The organism is Pseudomonas sp. BIOMIG1BAC, assembly GCF_001705995.2.
Taxonomy (GTDB): domain Bacteria; phylum Pseudomonadota; class Gammaproteobacteria; order Pseudomonadales; family Pseudomonadaceae; genus Aquipseudomonas; species Aquipseudomonas sessilinigenes.
In genome coordinates, this window is the sequence record NZ_CP049045.1 from 4,413,721 (window position 1) to 4,435,204 (window position 21,484).

At 64.2% G+C, this 21,484-nt stretch carries 24 protein-coding genes and 1 pseudogene; 12 read left to right on the forward strand and 13 right to left on the reverse strand.

What is annotated here, in order from left to right:
* Positions 1 to 3: 3 nt before the first annotated feature.
* From ATY02_RS20585 to ATY02_RS20625, 9 genes are read left to right on the forward strand one after another with little or no spacing between them, the layout of a single operon-like run.
* The gene (locus tag ATY02_RS20585) at positions 4 to 1,779 is read left to right on the forward strand and encodes a DDE-type integrase/transposase/recombinase (RefSeq protein ID WP_068589136.1); all 1,776 of its coding nucleotides are present in this window, start codon (positions 4 to 6) and stop codon (positions 1,777 to 1,779) included.
* A complete protein-coding gene (locus ATY02_RS20590; RefSeq protein WP_068589143.1) occupies positions 1,779 to 2,960 on the forward strand; it encodes an ExeA family protein in 1,182 nt (393 codons plus the stop codon). Before ATY02_RS20585 ends, ATY02_RS20590 begins: the two co-directional genes overlap by 1 nt.
* Position 2,961: 1 nt before the next feature.
* A complete protein-coding gene (locus tag ATY02_RS20595) occupies positions 2,962 to 3,270 on the forward strand; it encodes a hypothetical protein (RefSeq protein WP_228022207.1) in 309 nt (102 codons plus the stop codon).
* Positions 3,267 to 3,554: a hypothetical protein gene (locus ATY02_RS20600; protein WP_068589146.1), complete on the forward strand. Its 288-nt coding sequence runs from the start codon at positions 3,267 to 3,269 to the stop codon at positions 3,552 to 3,554. Before ATY02_RS20595 ends, ATY02_RS20600 begins: the two co-directional genes overlap by 4 nt.
* Positions 3,554 to 4,171 carry a hypothetical protein gene (locus tag ATY02_RS36140; RefSeq protein ID WP_068589150.1) on the forward strand — a complete coding sequence of 206 codons (618 nt, stop codon included), beginning with the start codon at positions 3,554 to 3,556 and terminating at the stop codon, positions 4,169 to 4,171. The genes ATY02_RS20600 and ATY02_RS36140 overlap by 1 nt, the downstream gene beginning before the upstream one ends.
* The gene (locus ATY02_RS20610; protein WP_068589151.1) at positions 4,164 to 4,781 is read left to right on the forward strand and encodes a DUF3164 family protein; all 618 of its coding nucleotides are present in this window, start codon (positions 4,164 to 4,166) and stop codon (positions 4,779 to 4,781) included. Before ATY02_RS36140 ends, ATY02_RS20610 begins: the two co-directional genes overlap by 8 nt.
* A gap of 1 nt (position 4,782) precedes the next feature.
* Complete coding sequence (locus tag ATY02_RS20615) at positions 4,783 to 5,172, forward strand: DUF2528 family protein (protein ID WP_228022208.1); 390 nt, start codon at positions 4,783 to 4,785, stop codon at positions 5,170 to 5,172.
* Positions 5,173 to 5,179: 7 nt separating this feature from the next.
* The gene (locus ATY02_RS20620) at positions 5,180 to 5,632 is read left to right on the forward strand and encodes a gp16 family protein (RefSeq protein ID WP_068589203.1); all 453 of its coding nucleotides are present in this window, start codon (positions 5,180 to 5,182) and stop codon (positions 5,630 to 5,632) included.
* Positions 5,629 to 5,997 (forward strand): Mor transcription activator family protein, encoded by a 369-nt coding sequence (locus ATY02_RS20625; protein ID WP_025132177.1) that lies wholly within the window; start codon positions 5,629 to 5,631, stop codon positions 5,995 to 5,997. The genes ATY02_RS20620 and ATY02_RS20625 overlap by 4 nt, the downstream gene beginning before the upstream one ends.
* A gap of 245 nt (positions 5,998 to 6,242) precedes the next feature.
* Here the strand turns inward: ATY02_RS20625 and ATY02_RS20630 are convergent, their stop codons facing one another.
* On the reverse strand, positions 6,243 to 7,166 hold the full coding sequence (locus ATY02_RS20630; RefSeq protein WP_068589153.1) for a LysR family transcriptional regulator: 924 nt from the start codon (positions 7,164 to 7,166) through the stop codon (positions 6,243 to 6,245).
* 130 nt (positions 7,167 to 7,296) lie between these two features.
* Between ATY02_RS20630 and lysA the strand changes: the two genes are divergently transcribed.
* Positions 7,297 to 8,529, forward strand: a complete 1,233-nt coding sequence (gene lysA / locus ATY02_RS20635; protein WP_068589156.1) for a diaminopimelate decarboxylase — start codon at positions 7,297 to 7,299, stop codon at positions 8,527 to 8,529.
* Positions 8,530 to 8,679: 150 nt separating this feature from the next.
* On the opposite strand, the gene ATY02_RS20640 is transcribed toward lysA, so the two are convergent.
* Positions 8,680 to 10,401, reverse strand: a complete 1,722-nt coding sequence (locus ATY02_RS20640) for an alkaline phosphatase D family protein (protein WP_068589159.1) — start codon at positions 10,399 to 10,401, stop codon at positions 8,680 to 8,682.
* A 36-nt stretch (positions 10,402 to 10,437) separates the two neighbouring features.
* A complete protein-coding gene (locus ATY02_RS20645) occupies positions 10,438 to 11,874 on the reverse strand; it encodes an MFS transporter (RefSeq protein ID WP_068589161.1) in 1,437 nt (478 codons plus the stop codon).
* 132 nt (positions 11,875 to 12,006) lie between these two features.
* Here ATY02_RS20645 and ATY02_RS20650 point away from each other — a divergent pair, with 132 nt between their 5' ends.
* On the forward strand, positions 12,007 to 12,900 hold the full coding sequence (locus tag ATY02_RS20650) for a LysR family transcriptional regulator (RefSeq protein WP_068589166.1): 894 nt from the start codon (positions 12,007 to 12,009) through the stop codon (positions 12,898 to 12,900).
* A gap of 118 nt (positions 12,901 to 13,018) precedes the next feature.
* Positions 13,019 to 13,447 (forward strand): hypothetical protein, encoded by a 429-nt coding sequence (locus tag ATY02_RS20655; RefSeq protein ID WP_068589169.1) that lies wholly within the window; start codon positions 13,019 to 13,021, stop codon positions 13,445 to 13,447.
* Positions 13,448 to 13,539: 92 nt separating this feature from the next.
* On the opposite strand, the gene ATY02_RS36670 is transcribed toward ATY02_RS20655, so the two are convergent.
* The 10 genes and pseudogenes from ATY02_RS36670 to ATY02_RS20700 all read right to left on the reverse strand — a co-directional run bounded on the left by ATY02_RS36670 (position 13,540) and on the right by ATY02_RS20700 (position 21,473).
* Positions 13,540 to 14,676 (reverse strand): methyl-accepting chemotaxis protein, encoded by a 1,137-nt coding sequence (locus tag ATY02_RS36670; protein WP_416220690.1) that lies wholly within the window; start codon positions 14,674 to 14,676, stop codon positions 13,540 to 13,542.
* Positions 14,662 to 15,555 (reverse strand): annotated as a pseudogene (locus tag ATY02_RS36675) (cache domain-containing protein); the annotation flags it as partial. The pseudogene ATY02_RS36675 and the gene ATY02_RS36670, both read right to left, overlap by 15 nt.
* 155 nt (positions 15,556 to 15,710) lie before the next feature.
* Complete coding sequence (locus tag ATY02_RS20665; RefSeq protein WP_176719827.1) at positions 15,711 to 15,875, reverse strand: hypothetical protein; 165 nt, start codon at positions 15,873 to 15,875, stop codon at positions 15,711 to 15,713.
* A gap of 250 nt (positions 15,876 to 16,125) precedes the next feature.
* Complete coding sequence (locus tag ATY02_RS20670) at positions 16,126 to 16,542, reverse strand: fascin domain-containing protein (RefSeq protein ID WP_053138426.1); 417 nt, start codon at positions 16,540 to 16,542, stop codon at positions 16,126 to 16,128.
* A gap of 203 nt (positions 16,543 to 16,745) precedes the next feature.
* A complete protein-coding gene (locus ATY02_RS20675; protein WP_068589176.1) occupies positions 16,746 to 17,039 on the reverse strand; it encodes a DUF3144 domain-containing protein in 294 nt (97 codons plus the stop codon).
* A 101-nt stretch (positions 17,040 to 17,140) separates the two neighbouring features.
* Positions 17,141 to 18,229 (reverse strand): M50 family metallopeptidase, encoded by a 1,089-nt coding sequence (locus ATY02_RS20680; protein WP_068589177.1) that lies wholly within the window; start codon positions 18,227 to 18,229, stop codon positions 17,141 to 17,143.
* 81 nt (positions 18,230 to 18,310) lie between these two features.
* Positions 18,311 to 18,946 carry a glutathione S-transferase family protein gene (locus tag ATY02_RS20685; protein WP_068589178.1) on the reverse strand — a complete coding sequence of 212 codons (636 nt, stop codon included), beginning with the start codon at positions 18,944 to 18,946 and terminating at the stop codon, positions 18,311 to 18,313.
* A 36-nt stretch (positions 18,947 to 18,982) separates the two neighbouring features.
* A complete protein-coding gene (gene rtcA / locus ATY02_RS20690; protein ID WP_068589181.1) occupies positions 18,983 to 20,014 on the reverse strand; it encodes an RNA 3'-terminal phosphate cyclase in 1,032 nt (343 codons plus the stop codon).
* Positions 20,015 to 20,022: 8 nt separating this feature from the next.
* Positions 20,023 to 20,814 (reverse strand): nucleotidyltransferase domain-containing protein, encoded by a 792-nt coding sequence (locus tag ATY02_RS20695; RefSeq protein WP_068589183.1) that lies wholly within the window; start codon positions 20,812 to 20,814, stop codon positions 20,023 to 20,025.
* Positions 20,815 to 20,828: 14 nt separating this feature from the next.
* Positions 20,829 to 21,473 (reverse strand): hypothetical protein, encoded by a 645-nt coding sequence (locus ATY02_RS20700; RefSeq protein ID WP_083236086.1) that lies wholly within the window; start codon positions 21,471 to 21,473, stop codon positions 20,829 to 20,831.
* Between the last annotated feature and the right edge of the window lie 11 nt (positions 21,474 to 21,484).

Here is a 21,484-nt window from a genome sequence, read left to right on the forward strand (position 1 = left end):
TCCATGAATCCGGTACTGACCCAGCAACTGGCACAGATCGCCTTGCGTGCGGAGAGCGCTCCGCACGGTCAGCGCACTGCAATTTACAAGGCAGGCGCAGCTGAGCTGGGCGTTTCCATTCAAACACTTCAGCGCAAGCTGAAGGAGGTCCGAGTAACGAAGCCGCGTAAACGCCGTAGTGACGCAGGCAACAGCGCCTTGCCTTTGGATGAAGCTCGGCTGATATCAGCGATGTTGCTGGAGTCGATCCGAGCCAACAACAAGCAGTTGTCCACGATTGAGCGCGCTGTTGAACGCCTGCGGAGCAACGGCTTGATCCTGGCCGGGCGAGTCGATGAGGCGACAGGGCTGTTTCGACCGCTGACCAGTGGCGCCATCAGCCGCGCCCTACAGGGTTACAAGCTGCACCCGGACCAACTGCTGCAGGATGCTCCCGCAGTGTCGCTGGCCAGCAATCACCCCAACCACGTTTGGCAGGTTGACGCATCGATCTCGACGCAGTTCTACCTCGCCGACAGCGGCGCCCAGGTCATGAGCAAGGCCGAGTTCTATGACGGCAAGCCCGGCAACTTGAAGAAAATCGAGCGTCAACGCCTTTGGCGCTACGTCATCACGGACCACACCAGTGGCACCTTGTATCTGGAGTATGTCCTGGGGGCGGAGTCCGCAGAAAACCTGTGCAACGTGTTGATCAACGCGATGCAAAAGCGTCACGAGGCGGACCCATTCCACGGCGTGCCTTGGATGCTGATGACCGACCCAGGTGCGGCCATGACCAGCGGCATTTTCCGTAACCTGTGCCGCGCCATGTCCATTGAGCTGATCATCAACCAGGTCGGCAATGCGCGGGCAAAGGGTCAGGTCGAACAAGCGCACAACATCGTTGAACGGGAGTTTGAGAGTGCGTTGAAGTTTCAGGCAGCGAACAGCCTGGAACAGATCAATACCTGGGCCGGAAAGTGGATGCGGTACTACAACGCGACTGCGATTCACACCCGGACCCGGCGCACCCGGTACGGCGTTTGGCAATTGATCAAGCAGGAGCAACTGCGCCTGGCACCGAGCATTGAGGTCTGCCGTGAGCTGGCTGTTAGCACGCCCGAGTACCGGAAGGTCAGCAACTTGTTGCGGGTTTCGTTTCGCGGCGCTCAGTTCGATGTCAGCTCAGTACCTGATGTGATGGTGGGTGAAAAGCTCCTGATCACCCGCAATTGCTGGCGTGACACGGATACTGCCATCGCTGTGTTGGTGGGTGAGGATGGCCGTGAGCACTACCACGTGATCGACCGGATCGGAATCGATCAGTTCGGGTTTGCTGAGACCTCGGCCCTCATTGGCGAACAGTACAAGCGCCATGCTGACACCCCTGCGCAGGAGTCGCGCAAAGTCCTGGAGCAGATCGCCACCGGTACAACCAACCAGGCCGACGCAGAGGCTTCGCGCAAGGCCAAGGCCGTTCCGTTCGGCGGCCTGATCGACCCTCACAAACACATCAACGACACGGTGTTGCCGTCTTACATGCCGCGTCGCGGTACGTCGCTCAACGTCAATGCCCCGGCTGTCGAGCTGGCGCCGCTCAGCCATGTTGAAGCCGCAAAGCTGCTGCGCCCACGCCTGGGCAATCTTTGGTCGGCTGACAGTTTCAGTCTGCTGCAGCAGCGGTATCCAGAAGGAGTTCCCCATGAGCAGCTCGACGCCATTGAGGCGGAGCTGAAACGACCTGTTGAGGTCATGCGCAAGCCGCTCAGCCTGGTGCTGGCTGCGGTTGGAGGTGAGTGATGTTGAAGCTCAAGCACGTTTTACAAGGAATCGGTAAACCTCAAACGGCCTTGGCCGAGTCGCTGAAGCTCAGTGACGCGACAGTCGCCCAGTTGCTGAACCACGGTCAGTGGCCGCGCAGCTTGGACTGCGAAGACCTGCAGGGGCGTATCCGCGTATTCCTGACCGAATGCGGCGCCAACGATGCCGATATCGCCAACGCCTTTGAAGAAGTGGATCTGCCGTGCGCCAACACGGCAGATCCGGCCCTAGTGAAAGAGCCGTCCGGGGAGGACGAACCTATGTTACTGCCAAAACAGACCTTACAGCCAAGTACCCGAAAAGCCTTCGGCCTTTTCCGTGACCCATTTGATGAGCTGCAATGCGCCCAGGACATGTGGGTTAGCCCTGATATTCGCTATGTCCGCGAGATCATGTATCAGACGGCACGGCACGGTGGTTTCCTCGCTGTCGTGGGTGAGTCGGGGGCCGGTAAAAGCACTCTTCGCCGTGACCTGGTAAACCGCATAGCCGACAGCGGTGACCCGGTGATCATCATTGAGCCCTATGTTTTGGCGTCCGAAGACAATGACACCAAGGGCAAGTCCCTGAAAAGCACTCATATCGCCGAGTCGATGATGGCGGCGGTGTCGCCCCTGGCCAAGCCAAAAAGCAGCCCTGAGGCGCGCTTCGCTCAGTTGCACAAGGCTCTGAAGGAGTCCCATGCAGCCGGTTACCGCCACTGTCTGGTGATCGAGGAAGCCCACAGCCTGCCGATCCCGACGCTCAAGCACCTCAAGCGCATTCTTGAGCTGGAAGTCGGTTTCACCAAGTTGGTCAGCATCATCATGATCGGCCAGCCCGAGCTGGACGTGAAACTCAGTGAGCGTAACGCCGATGTGCGCGAGGTCGTACAGCGCTGCGAGCGTGTGACCTTGGAGCCCGTTGAAGGGGCACGTCTGGAAGAGTTCCTGAAGTTCCGCTTCGACCGTGCAGGCAAGACGCTTGCGGAAATCATTGACGCCAGCGGCATCCAGGCGATTGCTGAACGTCTGTCCCAGCCCAGCCGACGCGGTGGCCGCGATGAGACGGTTTCGCTGCTGTATCCGCTGGCCATTGGCAACTTGGTTATTGCTGCGATGAACCTGGCTGCCCAACTGGGCGTACCCGTGGTCACCGCTGATGTCGTGAAGGGGGTGTGAGATGAACCCATTCGTACAACCAGTACCGGATGCTCCCAGCACCCTGGATAGCGCTTTTTGTGAAAGGCTGGCGGCTTTCAACGACCTGGGCCGCAGCCTGCGCGAGGCGGGCATTCAGCCTCAGCACCTGGTACTGGCGGACAACAAGATCTTTATCAGCCCTGACTGCGTCGATCTGCTGAGCCGTCGCTTCGGGCACGAACTGCGCGGCGTCCGCTACAGCACTCGGGGGACGTTCATCTATAGCACCGTGACGATTCGGGGAATCGATGTCGTGTGGTTCGAGCCGGTGAAGGAGCAAACGCAATGAGCGAAGTCACTGTTCACGCCTGCTCGACGCAGTGCAACCCGGACCTGCTGGACGAGCAGGAAGTACGAGCCGAGCTGAAACGGGCCAATGGCGAGTTGTTTGCCAAGGACTTGCTGATCATTGAGTTGAAACAGCAGGCCGGCGCGCTCGACCGCATCTTGATCAGCCTGGCCAGGCTGCAACTCGCCGGTAACTACAGCGCTCTCCGTAGCGAAATTCAGCGCCTCGCTGCCCACTACCAACAGCAACAAGCGGCGCAACGAGCCGCAAGGCAGGTGCATTGATGAACCAATCTATAGTCACTGCCATCGCTGCCCTCCGTGACGCCGTCAGCCATGAAAGCCCAACCATGTTTTGGGGCGAGGCGATGGAACACGTCTCCTTGCTGCTCATACACATTGACCGCTATGGCCTATCTGTCGGCGGCATGCCTGCTGAGATCAATGGACAGTTGCTCGCCTGGATCGTAGACCAAGCGTTTGACGGCGCCATTGAAGATGACAGCGTCATTCGCGACATCTACCGCCTGATTGCGCAGGACCACGCGGCTTTCAGCGAAACGGAGTACGCGCAAAAGGCGCCTGCGTCCCTGCAGAGCGTACTGGCTGAGCGTATCCGCCAGATCCAGGTGGAATGCTTCTATCCCGAGCAGGATGACGAGTACATCGATGGTGATCTCGCTATCGCAGCTGCTTGTTACGCCACCGAGGCATTTGTCCAGGCCACTGAAATCGAGGGCGTCATGCGCATTGTTCCAGAGGCCTGGCCTTGGATGGCCGCGTCCTGGAGACCTCGCGACCAACGCCGAAACCTGGTCAAGGCTGGTGCCTTGATCCTCGCTGAAATCGATCGGCTCGACCGCGCTGCAGCGAGCCTCCAAAAGGAACAACGCCATGACTGATATCACCATTCCTGCGGGCTTCGTTCGCAATGCCATTGGCCACCTGGTCCCGGTTGACCAGGTACGCGAACACGACAAGCTACGTGATTGTGTCGCCCGTGATCTCGGCGCTGAGGCTGAGCAACTCAGCGCAGCGTTGGCTCGCTTCAAGAAAAAAGCATTGGCCGATGTTGCCGATCTAGTAGCCGTTTCCTCAGAGCGCTACGGCGTAACGCTTGGCGGTCAGAAAGGCAACGTATCCATCACCACCTACGACGGCGAGTTCAAGATCGAGCGGGCCTATGCCGACCGGGTTGTCTTTACCGAGGAAATCCTCGCCGCTAAAGAGCTGATCAACCAATGCATCAGTGCCTGGTCCGAGGGCGCCAACAGCCACCTGCGGGTGCTGGTTGACCGCGCATTCAGGGCCAACCGCCAGGGGCAACTGATGGTCAAGGATGTGCTCAGTTTATTGCGCGTTGAGATCGATGATCCCGACTGGAAAAAGGCCATGCAGGCACTGAAAGACTCCATCCAGGTCAACGGCACTGCCGTCTACATCCGTGCCTATAAGCGCCAGGGCAATACCGATCAGTACTTGCCTATCAACCTGACTTTGGCAGGGGTGTGAGATGACCAACCTCAAGAAACACACACTGATGGATAGCTGGAAGGACTGGAGCATCACTCTGGAGGTCGACCACGACATTCTGACTATAGAGCGAGCCACCGAGATCAACGAATTCTGGACCAGTGCTGAAGAGCGCCTCAGCGATGAGGATGGCGATGTTGTCATGGTCGTCATAAAGATGGCAGCTAAGCATCTGGTCTACGCCTTTTTGGAGATGGGTGGCGGTGTCTGCTCTGACGAAAGGGCTGCAGGTCATTGGACGCGTGACAACCTACAGAACGATGAAGGCTGGGGTGGAACTGTAAAGGGGTCAGCTTTCGGGTGGTGTGGTATTCGGTTGGTAAGCGCAGATATCGAGGTTGATCTCAATCTTGAGTTCCGGGGGGAATGACATGGGCATGAACGTCGCGCCCAACAATCCAACCAGGCTGCGTTACATCAAGCTGATCCATGTCGCGCGGCGCGAGATGCGTATGGATGACGAAACCTATCGGTTGATGCTGTCTGGAATGACCGGATTGGACGGCGCGACATCGACCGCTGACTTGAGTGTTCCAAACCTGCAGAGGGTTTTGGAGCAGCTCAAGCAGCGGGGTTTCAAGCCCCGTCCAAACAAGGCAGGAACGCGGCCACGGGCCAATGATGAGCAGTCCAGGAAGATCCGGTCGCTATGGCTGGAGCTGCACGACCTGGGTGCGGTTCGCGATCCGTCCGAGGAGGCGCTGGCCAACTTCGTGAAAAGCATGACCAAGGTGTCTGCGCTGCAGTGGCTCAGCGCCACCCAGGCGAGCCGGGTGATCGAGAACCTGAAGCAATGGCAGCGTCGTGTAACCAATAAGGAGGTCGTATGAAAGCACCTTGTAGCGCACCGGGTGAACTCCTCCAGACCCTAGCCGACCATGTAGCCCAGTCTGCCAGGGAGACACTTGATGTCAGCCCTGAACTCGCGGAAGCACATGGCAGTGAAGTGGCGATGCTCATGGCAAATGTCTGGGGTGGGCAGGTTCTTTACATGCCCAAAGGCATCCACCTGCAGGCCTCGAAACTACATCAGCAACTCTTTGATGAATGCACAGGGCGTAACCAGCGCGAGCTTGCCAGGAAATACAATCTCTCCCTGGCGTTTGTCTATAAGGTCGTTAAGAGAATGCGTCTGGCAGTAATTGCTCGCGACCAAGGTGATCTCTTCGCGTCCTTTGAAGAGGACGACGAGTAGTTACCAACGGCAGAGAGAGCTAACTTTCCACCTAGAGCCCCGACCACCTGGCAATGGCCGGGGCCAAACCTAATTGCACCGGCTGCAACACATTTACAGTTCCCGTACCACCATGGACCATGAGATCCCGGAGTGTCTCGGGTTTATCTCACACCTCTCCCTATATTTATCTCAGTCCTAAACACCACGACATCCACCGGCCTGCCTGCCCTCCCGGTGCTCACGCACCGGGATCCCCTCTCCCCCTAGTGCCCTTCCACCAGGCCCTTGAGTTGCCCGGCCAGGCGCGTCGCTTGCTGACGCAACGACTGGCAAAACCCTTCGACGAAACTCGACGAGGGCCGGTAATCCGGACGCACCAGCATCACCTTGTAAGGCACCGACAGCTGCAACGGCCGGATCGCCAGCCCCCGCCCTGCCTCCTCCATGGCGCTCAACGGGTTGATGATCGCCACCCCCAGCTGCTGGCGCACCATGGCGCACACCGAGGCGGCATTGGTGGTCTCGACCACCACCCGGCGATCGACCCCGGCCTGGCGAAAATGCTCGTCCAGGCTCTGGCGGTAGATATCCAGGCCCGAGAGGTTGATGAAGTTCTGCCCGCCGAAGTCCGCCACCGACAGCCGCGCCTTGGCCAGCAACGGATGGGCCTCGGGCAGGATGCAGACCATGTCGGCACAGAACAGCAACTCGCCGTGGGTACCCCGGGGCAGATGGTCGCTTTCGGTCAGGCCCAGGTCATGGCGCTGGGCGCTGAGGGACTCCTCCAGCAGCGGCGATTCCTGGGCGCTGATGCTCAGGCCGATGCCCGGATGCCGGGCCTGGAAGTCCTTGCACACTGGGGGCAGCAGGGTCTGGGAAAACAGCGGCAGGCAGCAAAGGCTCAGCTGGCCGTGCTCGAAGCGGCGGATCGAGCGCGCCACGCTGTTGATCCGCTCCAGGCCGACATAGGCCCGCTCCACTTCCTCCAGCAACAGCAGGGCCTGGGCTGTGGGCAGCAGGCGCCCGCCTTCGCGATCGAACAGGCGCAGGCCGGAAAGACTTTCCAGGCGCGCCAGCTCGCGGCTCACCGTGGGCTGCGAGGTAAACAGCAGGCGCGCGGCGCCCGTCACGCTACCGGCCTGCATGATGGCGCGGAACACTTCGATGTGCCGTAGGGAGATATCCATGACGGTAGGGCTCGTTGAATCAATCGATCCATATCAGAACTGAATCAGGTGACAAAGAATAGATATTTTCTTGAATGACCAGCAAGCGGCATGCTGCTCACACTTTCATCGACCACAGATTGCATTCGCCATGGCCATTCCCTTCTCCCCCGCCCAACTCGCCGCTGTCGCCCGCCAATACGGCACCCCGCTGTGGTGCTACGACGCCGCCACCCTCCAGGCGCGTATCGCCCAGCTGCAAGCCTTCGACGTGGTGCGCTATGCCCAGAAGGCTTCGTCCAACCTGCACCTGCTGCGCCTGATCCGCGAAGCCGGGGTGCGGGTCGATGCGGTCTCCCTGGGTGAGATCGAGCGGGCCCTGCTGGCCGGTTTCAGCCCGGCCAACGGCGGGATCGTCTTCACCTGCGACCTGTTCGACGAGGCCACTCTCAAGCGTGTGGTAGAACTGCAAGTAGAGGTCAACGCCGGCTCCATCGACATGCTCCGCCAGTTGGGCGAACAGTCCCCCGGGCATCGTGTCTGGTTGCGGATCAATCCCGGGTTCGGCCATGGCCACAGCCGCAAGACCAACACCGGCGGGGAAAACAGCAAGCACGGTATCTGGCACGACCAGGTGGGCGAGGCCCTGGCGGTGATCCGCCAGCACAACCTGCACCTGGTGGGCCTGCACATGCACATTGGTTCCGGGGTCGACTACGACCACCTGGAACAGGTGGGCGCGGCCATGGTCGCGGCGGTCAAGTCCCTGGACCACGACATCGAGGCCTTCTCCATCGGCGGCGGCCTGTCCACCCCTTACCGCGACGGCGACACCCCGGTGGACGTGCAACGCTACGCCAACGCCTGGAAAGTCGCCCGCGAGGAAATCGAGGCCTACCTGGGCCACGGCGTGCACATGGAAATCGAACCCGGGCGCTTCCTGGTGGCCGAGGCCGGTTGCCTGGTCAGCGAGGTACGGGTGGTCAAGGATGCCGGCCAGCATCACTTCGTGCTGGTGGACACTGGCTTCAACGACCTGATGCGCCCTGCCATGTACGGCGCCTACCACGGCATGAGCCTGCTGGACGCCAATGGCCAAGCGGTCCAACGCCCGCAACGACCGACCGTGGTCGGCGGCCCGCTGTGCGAGTCCGGCGACATCTTCACCCAGGACGACGAGTGCCTGACCCCGCGCCTGCTGCCCCAGGCCCAGGTCGGCGACCTGCTGGTACTGCACGACACCGGGGCCTACGGCGCCAGCATGTCTTCGAACTACAACAGCCGGACCCTGCTGCCTGAGGTGTTGTTCGAAAACGGCCAACCGCGCCTGATCCGCCGGCGCCAGCCGCTGGCCGACCTGCTGGCACTGGAACTGGGGCTGTAACTGGACCTGTCACTGGGATTGGATCCCCTGTAGGAGCCGCCGGTCGATGCTCGTTAGCGGTAGCGGGTGTCTACCGGATAAACCCGGCGCTCTGAAGTCCATCGCGGGCGAGCCAAGCGCCTACAGTTCCATCAACTGATCGGCATTAACCTACCAAGGCGCCAGTTGCAGTCGTTCCGGCCGGTCGTTCATGGCGTCGTCCTGCTTGCGGGTCACCAGGGGCGCACCATCGGCACCGTAGAACTGCACCTGCATTTCGGCGCTGCCCGGCTGCAGGTCGATCCGTGCAAAGTTATCGGCCTGGGTGAAGGCCCAGGTGCGGTAATGCATGGTCTCGCCGCCCGCCAGGGCAAAGCCGTCGGGCGTGGCTGGCGCCTGGGAGTCGTGCACGTAGCCGGCCGGATCACCATCGGCGAAGGGAAAGGGCCAGTAGAACGCCGACGAGGTCACCGCGTAGGCCACCAAGTCCTTGCCCGCCCCACTGAACTGCAACCGGGAAATGTTCGAACAGTGGATATCTCCGGACAGGAACACCACGTTCTGCACCTGGTACTTGAGCAGGGTGTCCAGCACCGCACGGCGAGTGCTGGGAAATGCTGCCCAGGCATCGCTGTCGTTCTTGTGGCGCAGCGCATCGCTGTCGCTGCCCAGGGTATCCACGCCGTTGGGCACGAAGACGCTGGAGGTGACGATGAACTTCGGCTGGTTGCCTCGATCCGCCTGCATGTGCCGCAGCCACGCACACAGGCGATCGAGCTGGCCGGGCTCGCTGCGATGCAGTGATGGCCGGCCCAGCAGGTGGTTGTCCTCCAGGGCATCCGGGACGTCGTCGAGGAAGCGCTGGGTGCGGGTATCGAGGACAAAGAACGGATAGTCGACACAGGAAAAGTCATAGAACAGCTGGTTGGTCTGCAACTGCTGCAAGTACAGGTCGTCGCCCGACATGCCGCGCCCGTGCACGTAGCTGTCGGCAAAGCGCGGGCCATGGCTCCACTGGTAGCTCATGTAGGCGCCCATGGCCAGGTTGAACAGCAGGCGCTTGCCGCGATCCTTGCGAATGCGGTCCTGGGTCCAGTTATCCTCGATTTCGTGATCGTCGAGGATCATGTAGGTCGGCAGGCGCGCCAGCAACTGGCGGATGTTCGGCGAACCGAAGGCTGTGTGGTAGCGCTCCTCGAACTCCTCGAACGTATCGGCCAGGCCTATCGGTACCAGGCGGTTGAGCAGGTCGGCATAAATCTGGTCGCCAACCATCAGCACCAATTGCGCATCGTCATGATCGGCCAGCATCGGGGCGAAGATCGCATCGGCGTTCTTGCGCTTCCACAGCAACCCCGGATAACGACACGAACCCAGCAGGAAACTCAGTGGCGCCGGCTTCGCGGGTGCGCTGGCCTGGGTGGTGAACTCGGCCTCGACGTACTTCTTGTCCACCCCACTGCGGTTCAGGTCATTGGCCCAGGCCCCGGGTGCCGGCAGGCGCTGCACCACCGACTCACTGGACACCGCATCATCGTTGCTGCCCGCATCATCGACGTTGAGCGAGGCCATGCGTACCCGGTAGCGCGTCGCCGGGCTCAGCAGGAACGGCTTGAGCTGCTTGCGCTCGGTTTCGTTGCGCCACAGGCTCAGGTCGACACCGAGGTTGAAGGTGCCGGTGCGGTGGAACTCGCGGCGCAGGCGGAAATAGAAGATGTCCTGGGCGGCGACCTTGCCATTGCTGCCCACCACACCAATGACGCCGATGGTGCGGATGTCCTCGGCCACGCCCTTCTCGTCCAGGGCATCGGAGCCGGCGATCCACAGGCGACAGGACGTATCGGTGGTGTGCCCGACGATCGGGCCTAACGAAGGGGTACGCAGGCTGCTCACGATGACCGGCTCCTTGGCAGGGTGTGCCAGCCAAGCTTAGTCCGGGCGCGGTGCCCGGCAAGCCTCGAACGACGCCTCCGGTCGGCGCGCCACCAAGGCCGCCAACAAGGCCAGCAGGACCAGCACCGCCGCCACGCCGAAGGTCACCCGCATGCCCTGCACAGCGGCTGCGGCCTGCTCCAGCGCACCGCCCCGGGAAGCCCGGGCGAACACCGCACCCATGGCGGCCGCGCCGCTGATCAACCCGAGATTGCGCGACAGACTCAGGAGTCCGGCCGCCAGCCCGCGCTGCGCAGCCGGTACGTCGAGCAGCAGCAAACTATTATTGGCCGCCTGGAACAGCGCATAACCGGCGGTGACCAAGGTGATCGGCAGCAGGTACCCGGTCAGTCCCAGGCGCACCGGCAGCAGTACCAGCAAACCCAGGCCCAGCAACATGCCGAACAAGCCAACCTGGCAGGGCAACTGCGGGCCATGGCGATCCACCAGGCGTCCGGCCGGCACCCCGACCATGGCCGCCACCAGGGGCCCCAGGGACAATCCCAGGCCCACCCAGACAGTTGGCAGCGCCAACCCGCGGGAAAGATAGAACGGCCCTACCACCAGGGTGCTCATGATCACCGTGGACACCAACAGGCTGGTCAGCAGGCTGGCGCGCAGTGGTCGGCGCTGTAGCAGGGCCGGCTGGAACAGCGGGGCCCGGGCCCGGCGCTCGACCCACAGCAAGGCACCCATCGCGACCACGGCCACCAGCAGCAACCCCAGGTTCAAAGGCGCCAGCAGGTTGCGGCCCAGGGTCAGGGCCAAGGCATAGGCCCCCAGCCCCAAGGCCAGGAGCAACGTTCCGGGCACGTCGAAACCATCGCTCGCGGTCGAACGGCGATCCTCCGGCAGGCAGCGCCAGGCCAGCACCAGGGCAACCAGGCCCAGGGGCAGATTGACCAGGAACATCCAGCGCCAACCGACGCTGGCCAGCAACCACCCGCCCAGCGCAGGCCCCAGGGTGGTCCCCAGGGCCGATAGTGTGCCCAGCAGCCCCATGGCGCTACCGGTGCGCCCCTTGGGCAAGACATCGCCCACCAGCGCCAGGGTTTGCGCCAGCATCGCCGCCGCCCCCGCCCCCTGCACCGCCCGGGCCGCCAGCAAGCCATGCAGGCCAGGGGCCAGGCCACAGCCCAGCGATCCCAGGCAGAACAGCATGATCCCGCCCAACAGTACCCGCCGCCGTCCCAGCAGGTCACCCAGGCGTCCGGCACTGGCGATCAGGACGGTGATCGTCAACAAGTAGGCCAGCACTACCCATTGCACCTGCTGGAAGGAGGCATCGAACGCCTGGGCCAGCTGCGGCAAGCCGGCATTGGCGATACTGGTATCCAGGGAGGGCATCAGCATCGCCAACGCCAGGCTGGCCAGGGCCCAGCGCGCCCGGGACGCAAGAGGCTCCAGGCTCGAGGCGACTTCGAGGGTGGACATGCAGCGACTCCTGCGTGGTGATCGGTCCCCTAGCCTGGGCTGGCTGCAAGGGCGGCGGAAGGCGCGGCAGGTGCAGTGAATAGCTGCAGGCAACGCCATGCCAGCCGCGTTCGGCCATGCTAGATTTCGCCCATGTCGACTCCCGATCTGAATCTATTGCTGACCCTGGACGTGCTGCTGGCCGAAGGCAGCGTGGCGCGTGCCGCCGCACGCCTGCAACTGAGCCCGTCGGCCATGAGCCGGGCCCTGACCCGCCTGCGCCAGGCCACCGGCGACCCGCTGCTGGTGCGCGCCGGGCGCGGCTTGGTGCCCACGCCCCGGGCCCTGGAACTGCGCCAGCGGATCGGCCCTCTGGTGGAAGAAGCCCTGGCCGCCTTGCGCCCGGCCACCGAGGTCGACCTGCGGCAGTTGCGTCGCACCTTTACCCTGCGCAGTCGCGACGGTTTCGTCGAGAATTTTGGCCCGGCACTGCTCGCCCGCCTGCAGCGGGAAGCACCGGGCGTGCGGATTCATTTCGTGCCCAAGCTGGACCGCGACAGCCAGCCCCTGCGCGAGGCCAGCATCGATCTGGAAACCGCAGTAGTGGATGCCGATACCAGCCCCGAACTGCGCACCCGGGCGTTGTTTCGCGATCGCTTCGTCGGCGTGGTACGTGCCGGCCACCCCTTGAGCCGGGGCCCGGTCGACCTCGACGAGTACCTGGCCGGCCAGCACATCCTCGTCTCCCACCAGGGGCACGACCACGGCCCCATGGACGATGCCCTCCAGGAGCTGGGCCTGGCACGCCAGGTGATGGCCCTGGTCAGCGGGTTCTCCGCCGCCCTGGCCCTGGCCCGGGGCTCGGACCTGATCGCCATGGTGCCCGAGCGCCACACCAGCAACCTGCGGGCTGGCCTGCATGCCTTCAATCTGCCGGTGGCGCTCGCGCCGATGACCATTTCCCTGCTCTGGCACCCGCGCATGGAAGCCGATCCGGCCCACCGCTGGCTACGCCAATGCGTGCATGAGCTGTGCAGCACCACCTGAACACCCGTGCCAGGTACAGCACGGTTGGGCCGCCCAACACCAGCAAGCACCCCCGGCACACTGGACAGGTACAGCCAGGAGCCGTAAAAAGTCCCTGCCCGCCCATCCGGAGGTCGTCATGTCACTCCTGCACCGCCTACCGCTCCGGCACCTGCCCGCCATCATCGCCGTCACCCTGGGGCTGGCCCTGGCCATTGCCCGGGCCCTGGTGCCACTGGACTACTTCTGGGACAACTTCGCGGCCTACTGGCTACCCCAGGCGCTGGTCCTCGGCCTGCTGCTCCTGACCCGCCCGGCCTCGGCCATGGTCGCCGGTGCCGCCCTGGCCCTGGCCATCCACCTGTTGCTGTTCTGCCTGTGGATCACCACCCCCCAGGATGCCCTGGGCTGGATCTACTACCTGCTCAACTTCCCTGGCGCAGTGCTCGGCGCCGCCGCGGCCCGCTACCTGGCCAAACGCCGCCCGCCGCGCAGCGCCCTGGGCAGCGGCCTGCTGGGGTTCTTCGGTGTGGCGTTGGGCTTGTTGCTGAACTTCAAGCTGCAATAGCTGGCGTACAGCTGATTCGGCGCCGGCGGGCCCGGCGGCGAAAAAGGCCGAAGCCGCCCGCCCGACCCTGGCTGGGTCGGGCGGGCGCGGCTTCAGATCTGACCGTGACTGAGATCGGCCAGGCGTCCTGATAAGGCCTGCATGGCCTCGCTGACCTTGTCCAGGGCCTGGGCGTCCCGGGCGTTGTCTTCGCTGATGCTGTGGATACGTACCGCCAGCTCGTTGATTTCCTGGGTCACGTGGCTCTGCTCCTGCGCCGCCACGGCAATCTGCTGTGCCCGCTGGGAGATGTCATCGAAGCTGTTGACCGTACTGGACAGCGCGTCCGAAGCCCCGGCCGCCTCGCCCACCGCCTGGCGGGTGCGTGACTCGCCGGACTGGATGGCCTGCACCGCCTGGCGCGAGGCCTGCTGCAGGTCGTTGATCATGCCGCTGATCTCGTTGGCCGAGGTCTGGGTACGCCCGGCCAGGGTCCGCACCTCGTCGGCCACTACAGCGAAACCACGGCCCTGTTCGCCGGCCCGGGCCGCCTCGATGGCGGCATTGAGGGCCAGCAAGTTGGTCTGCTCGGAGATGGCCTTGATCACGTCCAGGACCGCGCCGACCTGCTGGCTGTCCTGCTCCAGGCGCTGGATCACCGAGGCTGCCTCGGCCATTTCCGTGGACAGTTGCTGGATCGACTCGCTATTGGCCGCCACCCGCTGCTGGCCATCCTGCACCACCACCAGCGACTGGCGCGCGGTATCGGCGCAGTTGTTGGTGTTCTGCGCCACTTCCTGGGCACTGGAGGACATCTCGGTGATGGCCGTGGCCAGTTGGGTGTTTTCCTGGCGCTGCTGCTCGGCGCGCCGGGCCAGGGTGCTGCTCAACTCGCCCAGGCGCGCGGCCTCGCTCTGCAACTGGCGGGCTTCGCTGGCGATCTTCTGCAGCATCTGCCGCAGTTGCCCGGCATAGCGGTTGACCGCGCCACGCAGGGCGCCGATCTCATCGGCCCGATCCACGTGCAGCTCGGCATTGTCGGTGGCCTGGCCACTGCCCAGGGCATCGATCTGGCGAGTGGTTTCCTCGAGCTGGGCAATCAGCTTGTTGCCCGCCAGCCAGGCGAAGAACAGCAACAGGGCCAGCAATGGCAGGAGGAACAACAGGATCTCGGTGGTCATGGCCCGGGCCAGGCCGGTGACCCGTTTCTCTGGAGTCACCAGGCCAATGGTCCAACCGGTGCCAGGCATGGTGAACAGGCTGACCCGCGCCGCTTCCTGCAAGCGTCCGTCGCGGTCCAGGTCGAGGCTGCGCACCTGGCCGGGGCGCGCCGCGCTGGCCAGGGTCTCGGCCACCGGGCGCAACCAGGCCTGCTGCTTGCTCAAGGCGTCGAAGCTGAGCATCTGCGCGCCACCGCTGGCCTGGGCGTCGGGGAAGTACAGGACGTTGCCGGCCTGGTCCAGGGCGAAGGCATAACCGCCGGTGACCGAACCCTGTTCCTTGAGGAAGCGCGCGAGATCGTCCAGGCGCAGGTCGATGGTGGCCACCCCGGCAAAGGCGCCGCCCTGGCGATAGGGCACGCTGCAGGTGGTCATCGGCACCTGGGTCACCGGGTCCTGGTAGGCCTCGGACCACAGGCAGTGCCCGGCGGCGCTATTGCGCGCCCCCGTGTACCAGGCTTCATGGTGATAACCGGCGCTGCCAGCGGCGTTGTAGTCATCGGAATACACCAGCGAGCCCGCGTCGCTGCGGCCCCAGAAGAAGCTGCGGCGTTCCACGCCCGGGGCGAAGGCATTGGGTTCCGGCCAGATCCCGCCACCGGCGATGGCCTTGTCGTTCTCGTGGTCGATCACCTTGGGCGCGGTGGCCATGACCAGCTCCGACTCCTTGGGCAGGCCCTCGACCATGTGCGCCATGCTCACGGTCACGCCTTCGATTCCCGCCAACTGCAAGGCCAGTTGACGGACGATGGCACTGCCGGTCTGTTCGATCAACGCCGAGCTCGCCTCCACTACCTTGGGTTGTCCCCGCAGGGTCATCACGGCAAAAACCGCCAACGCCGTGAACAGCAACAGCAGCACGCTGCCGAGGGTCAAACGATGAGACAGACGAACCGGAAGCAAAGCCATGACGAACTCCGTATCAGTTAGGCATCCCGACGTTATCGACCGCGACCAGGATTCCCTTGAGAAAAGAGTGACATCGTTCACATAAATCTCACTTGCGGCCAGGGCGTGCCCGATGCGTCAGCCTCGCCTGTCGCGCTCGCGCCGGCGGATCACCGTTACCGTCTCGCCGCCGATACGCCCGCTGGGGCCAGGGCCTGGAGCGCGGCACGGGTCTGCGGCTCGGTCGGGTGCAAGGGGGGATCGACGATCCCCGGCACCACCGCATTGATCTGGACCTGGGAGCCGGCCAGTTCCGGGGCCAGGAGGCGCCGGCCGAGCACCCATGCGTGCAGTTCGAATTGCCCAGCAGCGGACGCCGGGGGCCTTGGAGCTTTCAGGTCGAGGGACGGCAGGGGAACATGCGCACCTCAGGCAGCCTGACCTGCCTGGAGGATTTGCTGGCCACGGTGATCGCGGTGAAGAACGGCGGCGAGTTGATGGAGGTCCTGGCGCGGAGCGGGTAAAGCCGAGCCGCAGGCTCGAGCCATAGAAGCATGGCCACCTGCGGCTTGAGCCCTTATCGCGTGCGCCTCAACCTTCGAGCACCAGCATGAACTGGCTGAAGCGATCGATGCCGTCCTTGGACAGCTCCAAGCCCTTCTCGCCCATCCGCGACATCCACTTGCCGTTGTCGCCACGCAGGGATATCTGGCCGCTGGCCGTATCGATGGCGTAGGCGAACTGGCAATACGGGTCGATGCTGTCCTTGGACAGCTCCAGGCCCGTGGCCCCCATGCGCGACATGAACTTGCCGTTATCGCCCTGCAGGGCGAGCTTCTTGTCGGTGCCGATCTGCACCAGCACCACCTTGAACTTGCAGTACTGATCGATGGAACCCTTGGACAACTCCAGGCCGGTCGCGCCCATGCGCGACATGTAGTTGCCCGAGTCGCCACGCAGCGAGATGACACTACCGTTTTCGATGACACGTTGTGGAATGACGATCATGGTTGGCACTCCTTGCTGATTGGGTATGTCCTGCTTGCAGGCAGCGCCTGCCACTACCGGACGCTGGCCTCTGGTACAGGTGCAACGACCGGCAAGACGCGCCGCAAGCGAAGTCTAGTCGAGCCCCTCGGCAAGCCTCGGGACTCCTGGCAGGAACAGGACCAGCGGTTGGGTGCCCCGGCGCCAGGCGGCGCCGGCGGTCTTCACTCTGGCGAGCGGTGGGTGTACTGCGCGAAGTTCTCGGCGTAGTCCGTCAAGTGCTCGTCGAGCATGTGGCGGAACTGATCGACGAAGTAGTCCAGCGTCTGCTGCTTGGAAGCGGCCATTTCCTCGGCGTCACGGCAGCCGGTGGCGCGGATGAATGCGCAGAAACGGGCATTGGCGTACATCAGCGAGGCGCTGACCTTGCCACGGCCGCAGGTGGCGACCTGGGAATTGGCCAGGTCGATGATGGCGTCGGCGCGATCGTAGAATTCGTGATCCGGTTCGTTGGCCACAGGTGAGTCCTTTTGCTGGGTATGAAAACGAGGCGCCGGAGTATAAGAGCTTTGCCCGGCAAAACCGACGGTTTTCAGCGCCGCGCCAATCTCCCCCGCCCCTACGCTCCGGGCAAGGCCCGCAGATGCCCGGCCAACAAGGCTTCGCTCTTGCCCAGGGACAAAATCACGCTGTCATCGGCCAGCCGCTGGACCTGCTCCAGGTGCGACTCGCCCCGCTGCCGATCACCGTCGAGGAATGCCGCCAGGGCCTGGCCCCGCGGCCGTAACCAGGGCGAATACCACTCGACCTCGGCGGTCAGCGGAGCCCCTTGCAGCAGGCTCGCATCACGTTGCTGGCAGGCACGGCAGAAGGCCAGTTCCGTGCGCAACAGATCGACCATCACTTGCAGGCCAGGCAGTTCCCCTGCCCGGCCCTCCAGCAGCCGCTCCAGTTCAGGTTCCATCGCCTGCGCCGCCGCCCAGTCGCCCTGCTCTTGCCGGGCAGCCAGCCGATAGCTGAAGGCGACCAGGGGCTGGGGCATGGCCGCCTGGTCCAGGTGTTCGAGGTCCGCTTGCGGCAACTGCCCACTGGTGGCTCCGGCCACGCTCAGGGCCAGCAATCGGGCGTAGGCCAGTTCCGCTAGCTGGTCGTCACGATGAGTGAACCAGCGCCACAGCAGCAGGCCGTCGCTGGGCATGGTCCCCAGGGTCGGAATGAGATTGGCCACTCCCAACGCCAGGTTGATCGCGGCAAACCCCAGGAGCACCGCGCCGGACAACCCAGGCCAGGCGAGTCCGAGGCCCAGGGCGGCCAGGCCCGCCAGCAGGTTCAGCAATGGACCGCAGAACGCCACCGCCAGCCATTGCCCGCGCAGCGAGCGTTGCAGGTTGCTTGCCGCCATCACATAACCGCCCAGGCACTTGCGCAGGCGAAGCCGCCAGCCACGCCGCCGCGCCTGGAGTTCGAGGACGGTGAGCCGCATCGACAGCACCGGCATGCCCCACCAGCGGGCCGCCAGGTAGTGCCCGGCCTCATGCACGAAGATGCCCAGGATCCCCAGCGCCAAGGCCAGGCACAGCCCCAGCAATGGCCGGCCGCTGCTGGTGCCGATGACGAAGGTGGCACTGAACCAGCCACTGATCACCACGGCGCCTTGCACCATCAGCAGCAGTCGGTTCAGGGCCTTGGGCCAGTGCTTGCCATCCATTGCGTAACGTCCTCGAAGTGAACCTTGGGGAATCCGGGCGCGCAGACTGCCAGCTTTGCCCCCGACACCTCAAGCCGGCTCTCAGCGGGATTCGGGCCAGTGCCGGGCCAGCACCGGGGCCACCCGGGGCTCGTGCTCGATGCGCTCGAGCAACGCCACGAAGTCCGGTTGGCTGTGGCGCAGCGCGTCCCTCGCGCCGCCCCAGCGCGACACCACCGCCGCCTGGATATCCAGGGCCCCGGGCGCGGCGCCGCCCAGGAAAGGCCGTGGGGTGAACTGGCGGGCGAACAGCTCCCAGGCGTGGTGCAGGCGCTGCCCGGTCGCCTCGCGCACCCGCGCCTCCAACGCCGGATCGGCATCGCTCACCCAACGCCCCGGGTAGTCGAGAATGCCGATCGCCGAATAGCAGTTGGCGGCGATGTACACCAAGCCACGAATGACCTGGGCCCGCGCCGAGGCCTGGGTCGGCAGCAACCCGGAATCGGCGAACTGCAACCCGAGGTGGATCAGGATCGCCGCGCTTTCCGTGAGGATGCTGCCGTCGGGCAGCTGCAAGGTGGGAATCTGCACCAACGGATTGAGCCGCTCCAGGGCATCCCGCCCCGGGCTGGCTTGCCAGGGCGCGGCCTCGATGCAGCGGTACGGCGCCTGGCAATACTCCAGGGCAATCTCCACCATGGCCGAACCCGTGCCCTGGCTTCCATACAAGTGATACATCTTCGCGACCTCCAGGTTGACCGGGGCACTCTACGCCTATCGGTCCTGGGAACGACACTCCACGTGCAGCACCTGCTCGCCCAGGGAGCGCGTCTGGAAGCGCACCGGCAGGAAGGCTTCGATCACCTGGATGTTGCTCGCCAGATGATTGGTCAGGCGCGGCGTGGTGAAGCTGCCACCACCGGCCAGGGCCATGGGCAGCAACAACTGGTCGGCCAGGCATTCGGCCACCACCGCGCCGGAGGCCAGCCATTCCCGGGCCTGGTCGATGGCAGCATCGGCGACGCTTTCGGCCCGCAGGCCGTTCTGGGCGAAACCGCAGAACAGCTCGGTCAGGTGCTCGTAGGCAAACTCCAGCAACAGCACATTGCCCGGGCCGTATTGCTCATCCAACTGCACGTCTTGCAGCTGGTCCCGGGACAGCCCCAGGCGATTGCCCACCCGCCGCAGCTCACGCTCGGCCACATGTTCCGGCAAGCCGGCGCTCAGGGCCCAGGCCCTACGCCCGAGCAAGGCGCCACGCTCTTGCAGATGCACAGGCTGCAGGGTCGAAGGCCGGACCAACAGTTCCAGCTCGCCACCGCCAGCCGGTACGAAACCATGGCGCAGCAACTGCAACTCGACCTGCGCGCCCATGCGTCGCAGCTGCGGCAGCCAGGATTGCTGGAGGAAGTCCGCCGGTGGTGCCAGGGGATTATGGGTGCCGCCGGTAACCGTCACCCGGCTGGGTTCCGGGGCCCGGAGCAAGGCCGGCAGCAAGGTCTGCAACACCAGGGTGCAGCTGCCGGCGGTGCCGATGGCGAAGCGGTAGTCACCGCCACGGATCGGCCCCGGTTCGAAGTCCAGCACCTGGGAGCCCAGCTCAGCCCCCCGGACCCTGGCCCCACACACCTGGGCAGCGGCCTGGACCGCCGTCAGGTGCTGGCGCATCAGGCCCGGACGGCTGCGCCGGGCGCGTATATTGCTGATCCGCAGGGCCTTGCCGGTGAGCATCGACAGGCTCAGGGCACTGCGCAGTACCTGGCCGCCGCCAATGGCGCCGTCCAGCTCGATCACATCCTGTTTCATCATGTTCCTTAAGCGTAGTGCCGGACGGTGTCTCTCAAGTAGGCGTCCAGCAGGGCATTGTCTTCATGGGTGCGCGCAAGCTTCGGCACCGGGCGCTCCAACTCGGCGGCGATGAAGTCGTGCAACGCCGGGCGCCGTGGACCGTAGGCGGACTCATCGGCACGACGCTTCAAGTCCAGCAGCTCATCCACCTCGTCCAGCAAGCGCCGATCATCGACGGTCTCCAGCAGTTGGGCGAAGGTCATGGGCGGTCGGCCCCGGCCCTGGTCGATCCAGCGCACCGCCAGCAACGGTCGCAGCACATAGAAGTATTTCTTGAACCGCACGCTGTCGCCCTGGAGGTAACCGCGAAAGTTCTTCCGGGCCATCGACAGGTAGTGGTTACGTGCCGCCGGCGGGCTGTAGAAGGCCTCGGCCAACTCGCGCAAACGCGCGGTCGCAGCCACCTCGCGGCGATACACCAGGGGCGAGTCGAGCCATTCGAGCAAGGTCGGGTTGGACTTGCGCAGCAACCCCAGGGTCTTGCGCAGCTCCCAGCCGCTGACATCCAGCTCATCGTCCAGCGGGCGCTCGATCACGTCCCGCGCGGCGTCCACCTGGATGAACCACTCGGGTTTCTCCACGTAGATGAAACGCACGTCGTAGTCGCTGTCGGTGGAGGAGAAGCCCCAGGCCCGGCTACCGGACTCGCAGGCATACAGCACCTGCACATTGCGCTCGCGCTCGATCCGCGCCAGCTCCTCCAGGACCCGTTCGCGCATGGCGTCGTCCAGGGGGTGAAGTTCCTTGTCTATTTGCATGTCCTGCTTCCTGTTCAATCGGTGGCACTGGCCATCAGTACCCCCAAGGTCCGGCGCTCGGGGTTCCAGATGCTCAGGCACCAGACGCCCCACCACTCCAGGCCCTCATCGAAATAATCGCTCCAGGCCTCGGTCGCCGCAGTACCCTCGACCTCCCACTCCAACTGCAAGTCGCTCACCCAGTCGATCACCACCGGCTGCGCCTCGGGCTCAAGCCCCAGCAACGCCAGCCAGCGCTGGAAGATCGCCTCCGGCGGCTCGCCGCCCTCGGGGAAATGCGTTCGGTAAGGCGGGTCGATAAAGGCCTGGTACAAGGCCTGCGGACCTGGTAGCACACTGGCTGTACCCAGGCGCTGGATCTCTTGCGCATCCAGCTCCCGAGCCACGGCCCGCTGCACTTCCCAGCGCATCGGCGGCGCCTCGCCGAGATCGGCATAGCGCGGATGCTCCTGGATCAGCCGGCGCCGCGCCTCGCGGTGCTGCTCTTCTATCTGCAGGTACAAGGCGTCAAGGGCCTGGCGATGCAGATCAAGATCGATGCTGGCCTGCGGCGCGACGTCCAGCACCGCGAAATCGAACACGCAGTCCGCCTCCTTCAATTGCCGGCGCAGGGCCTGGATCGACTCGTTGTCCTGCAGGTTCAGCAGTGCTGGCAGCATGTTTGCTCTCC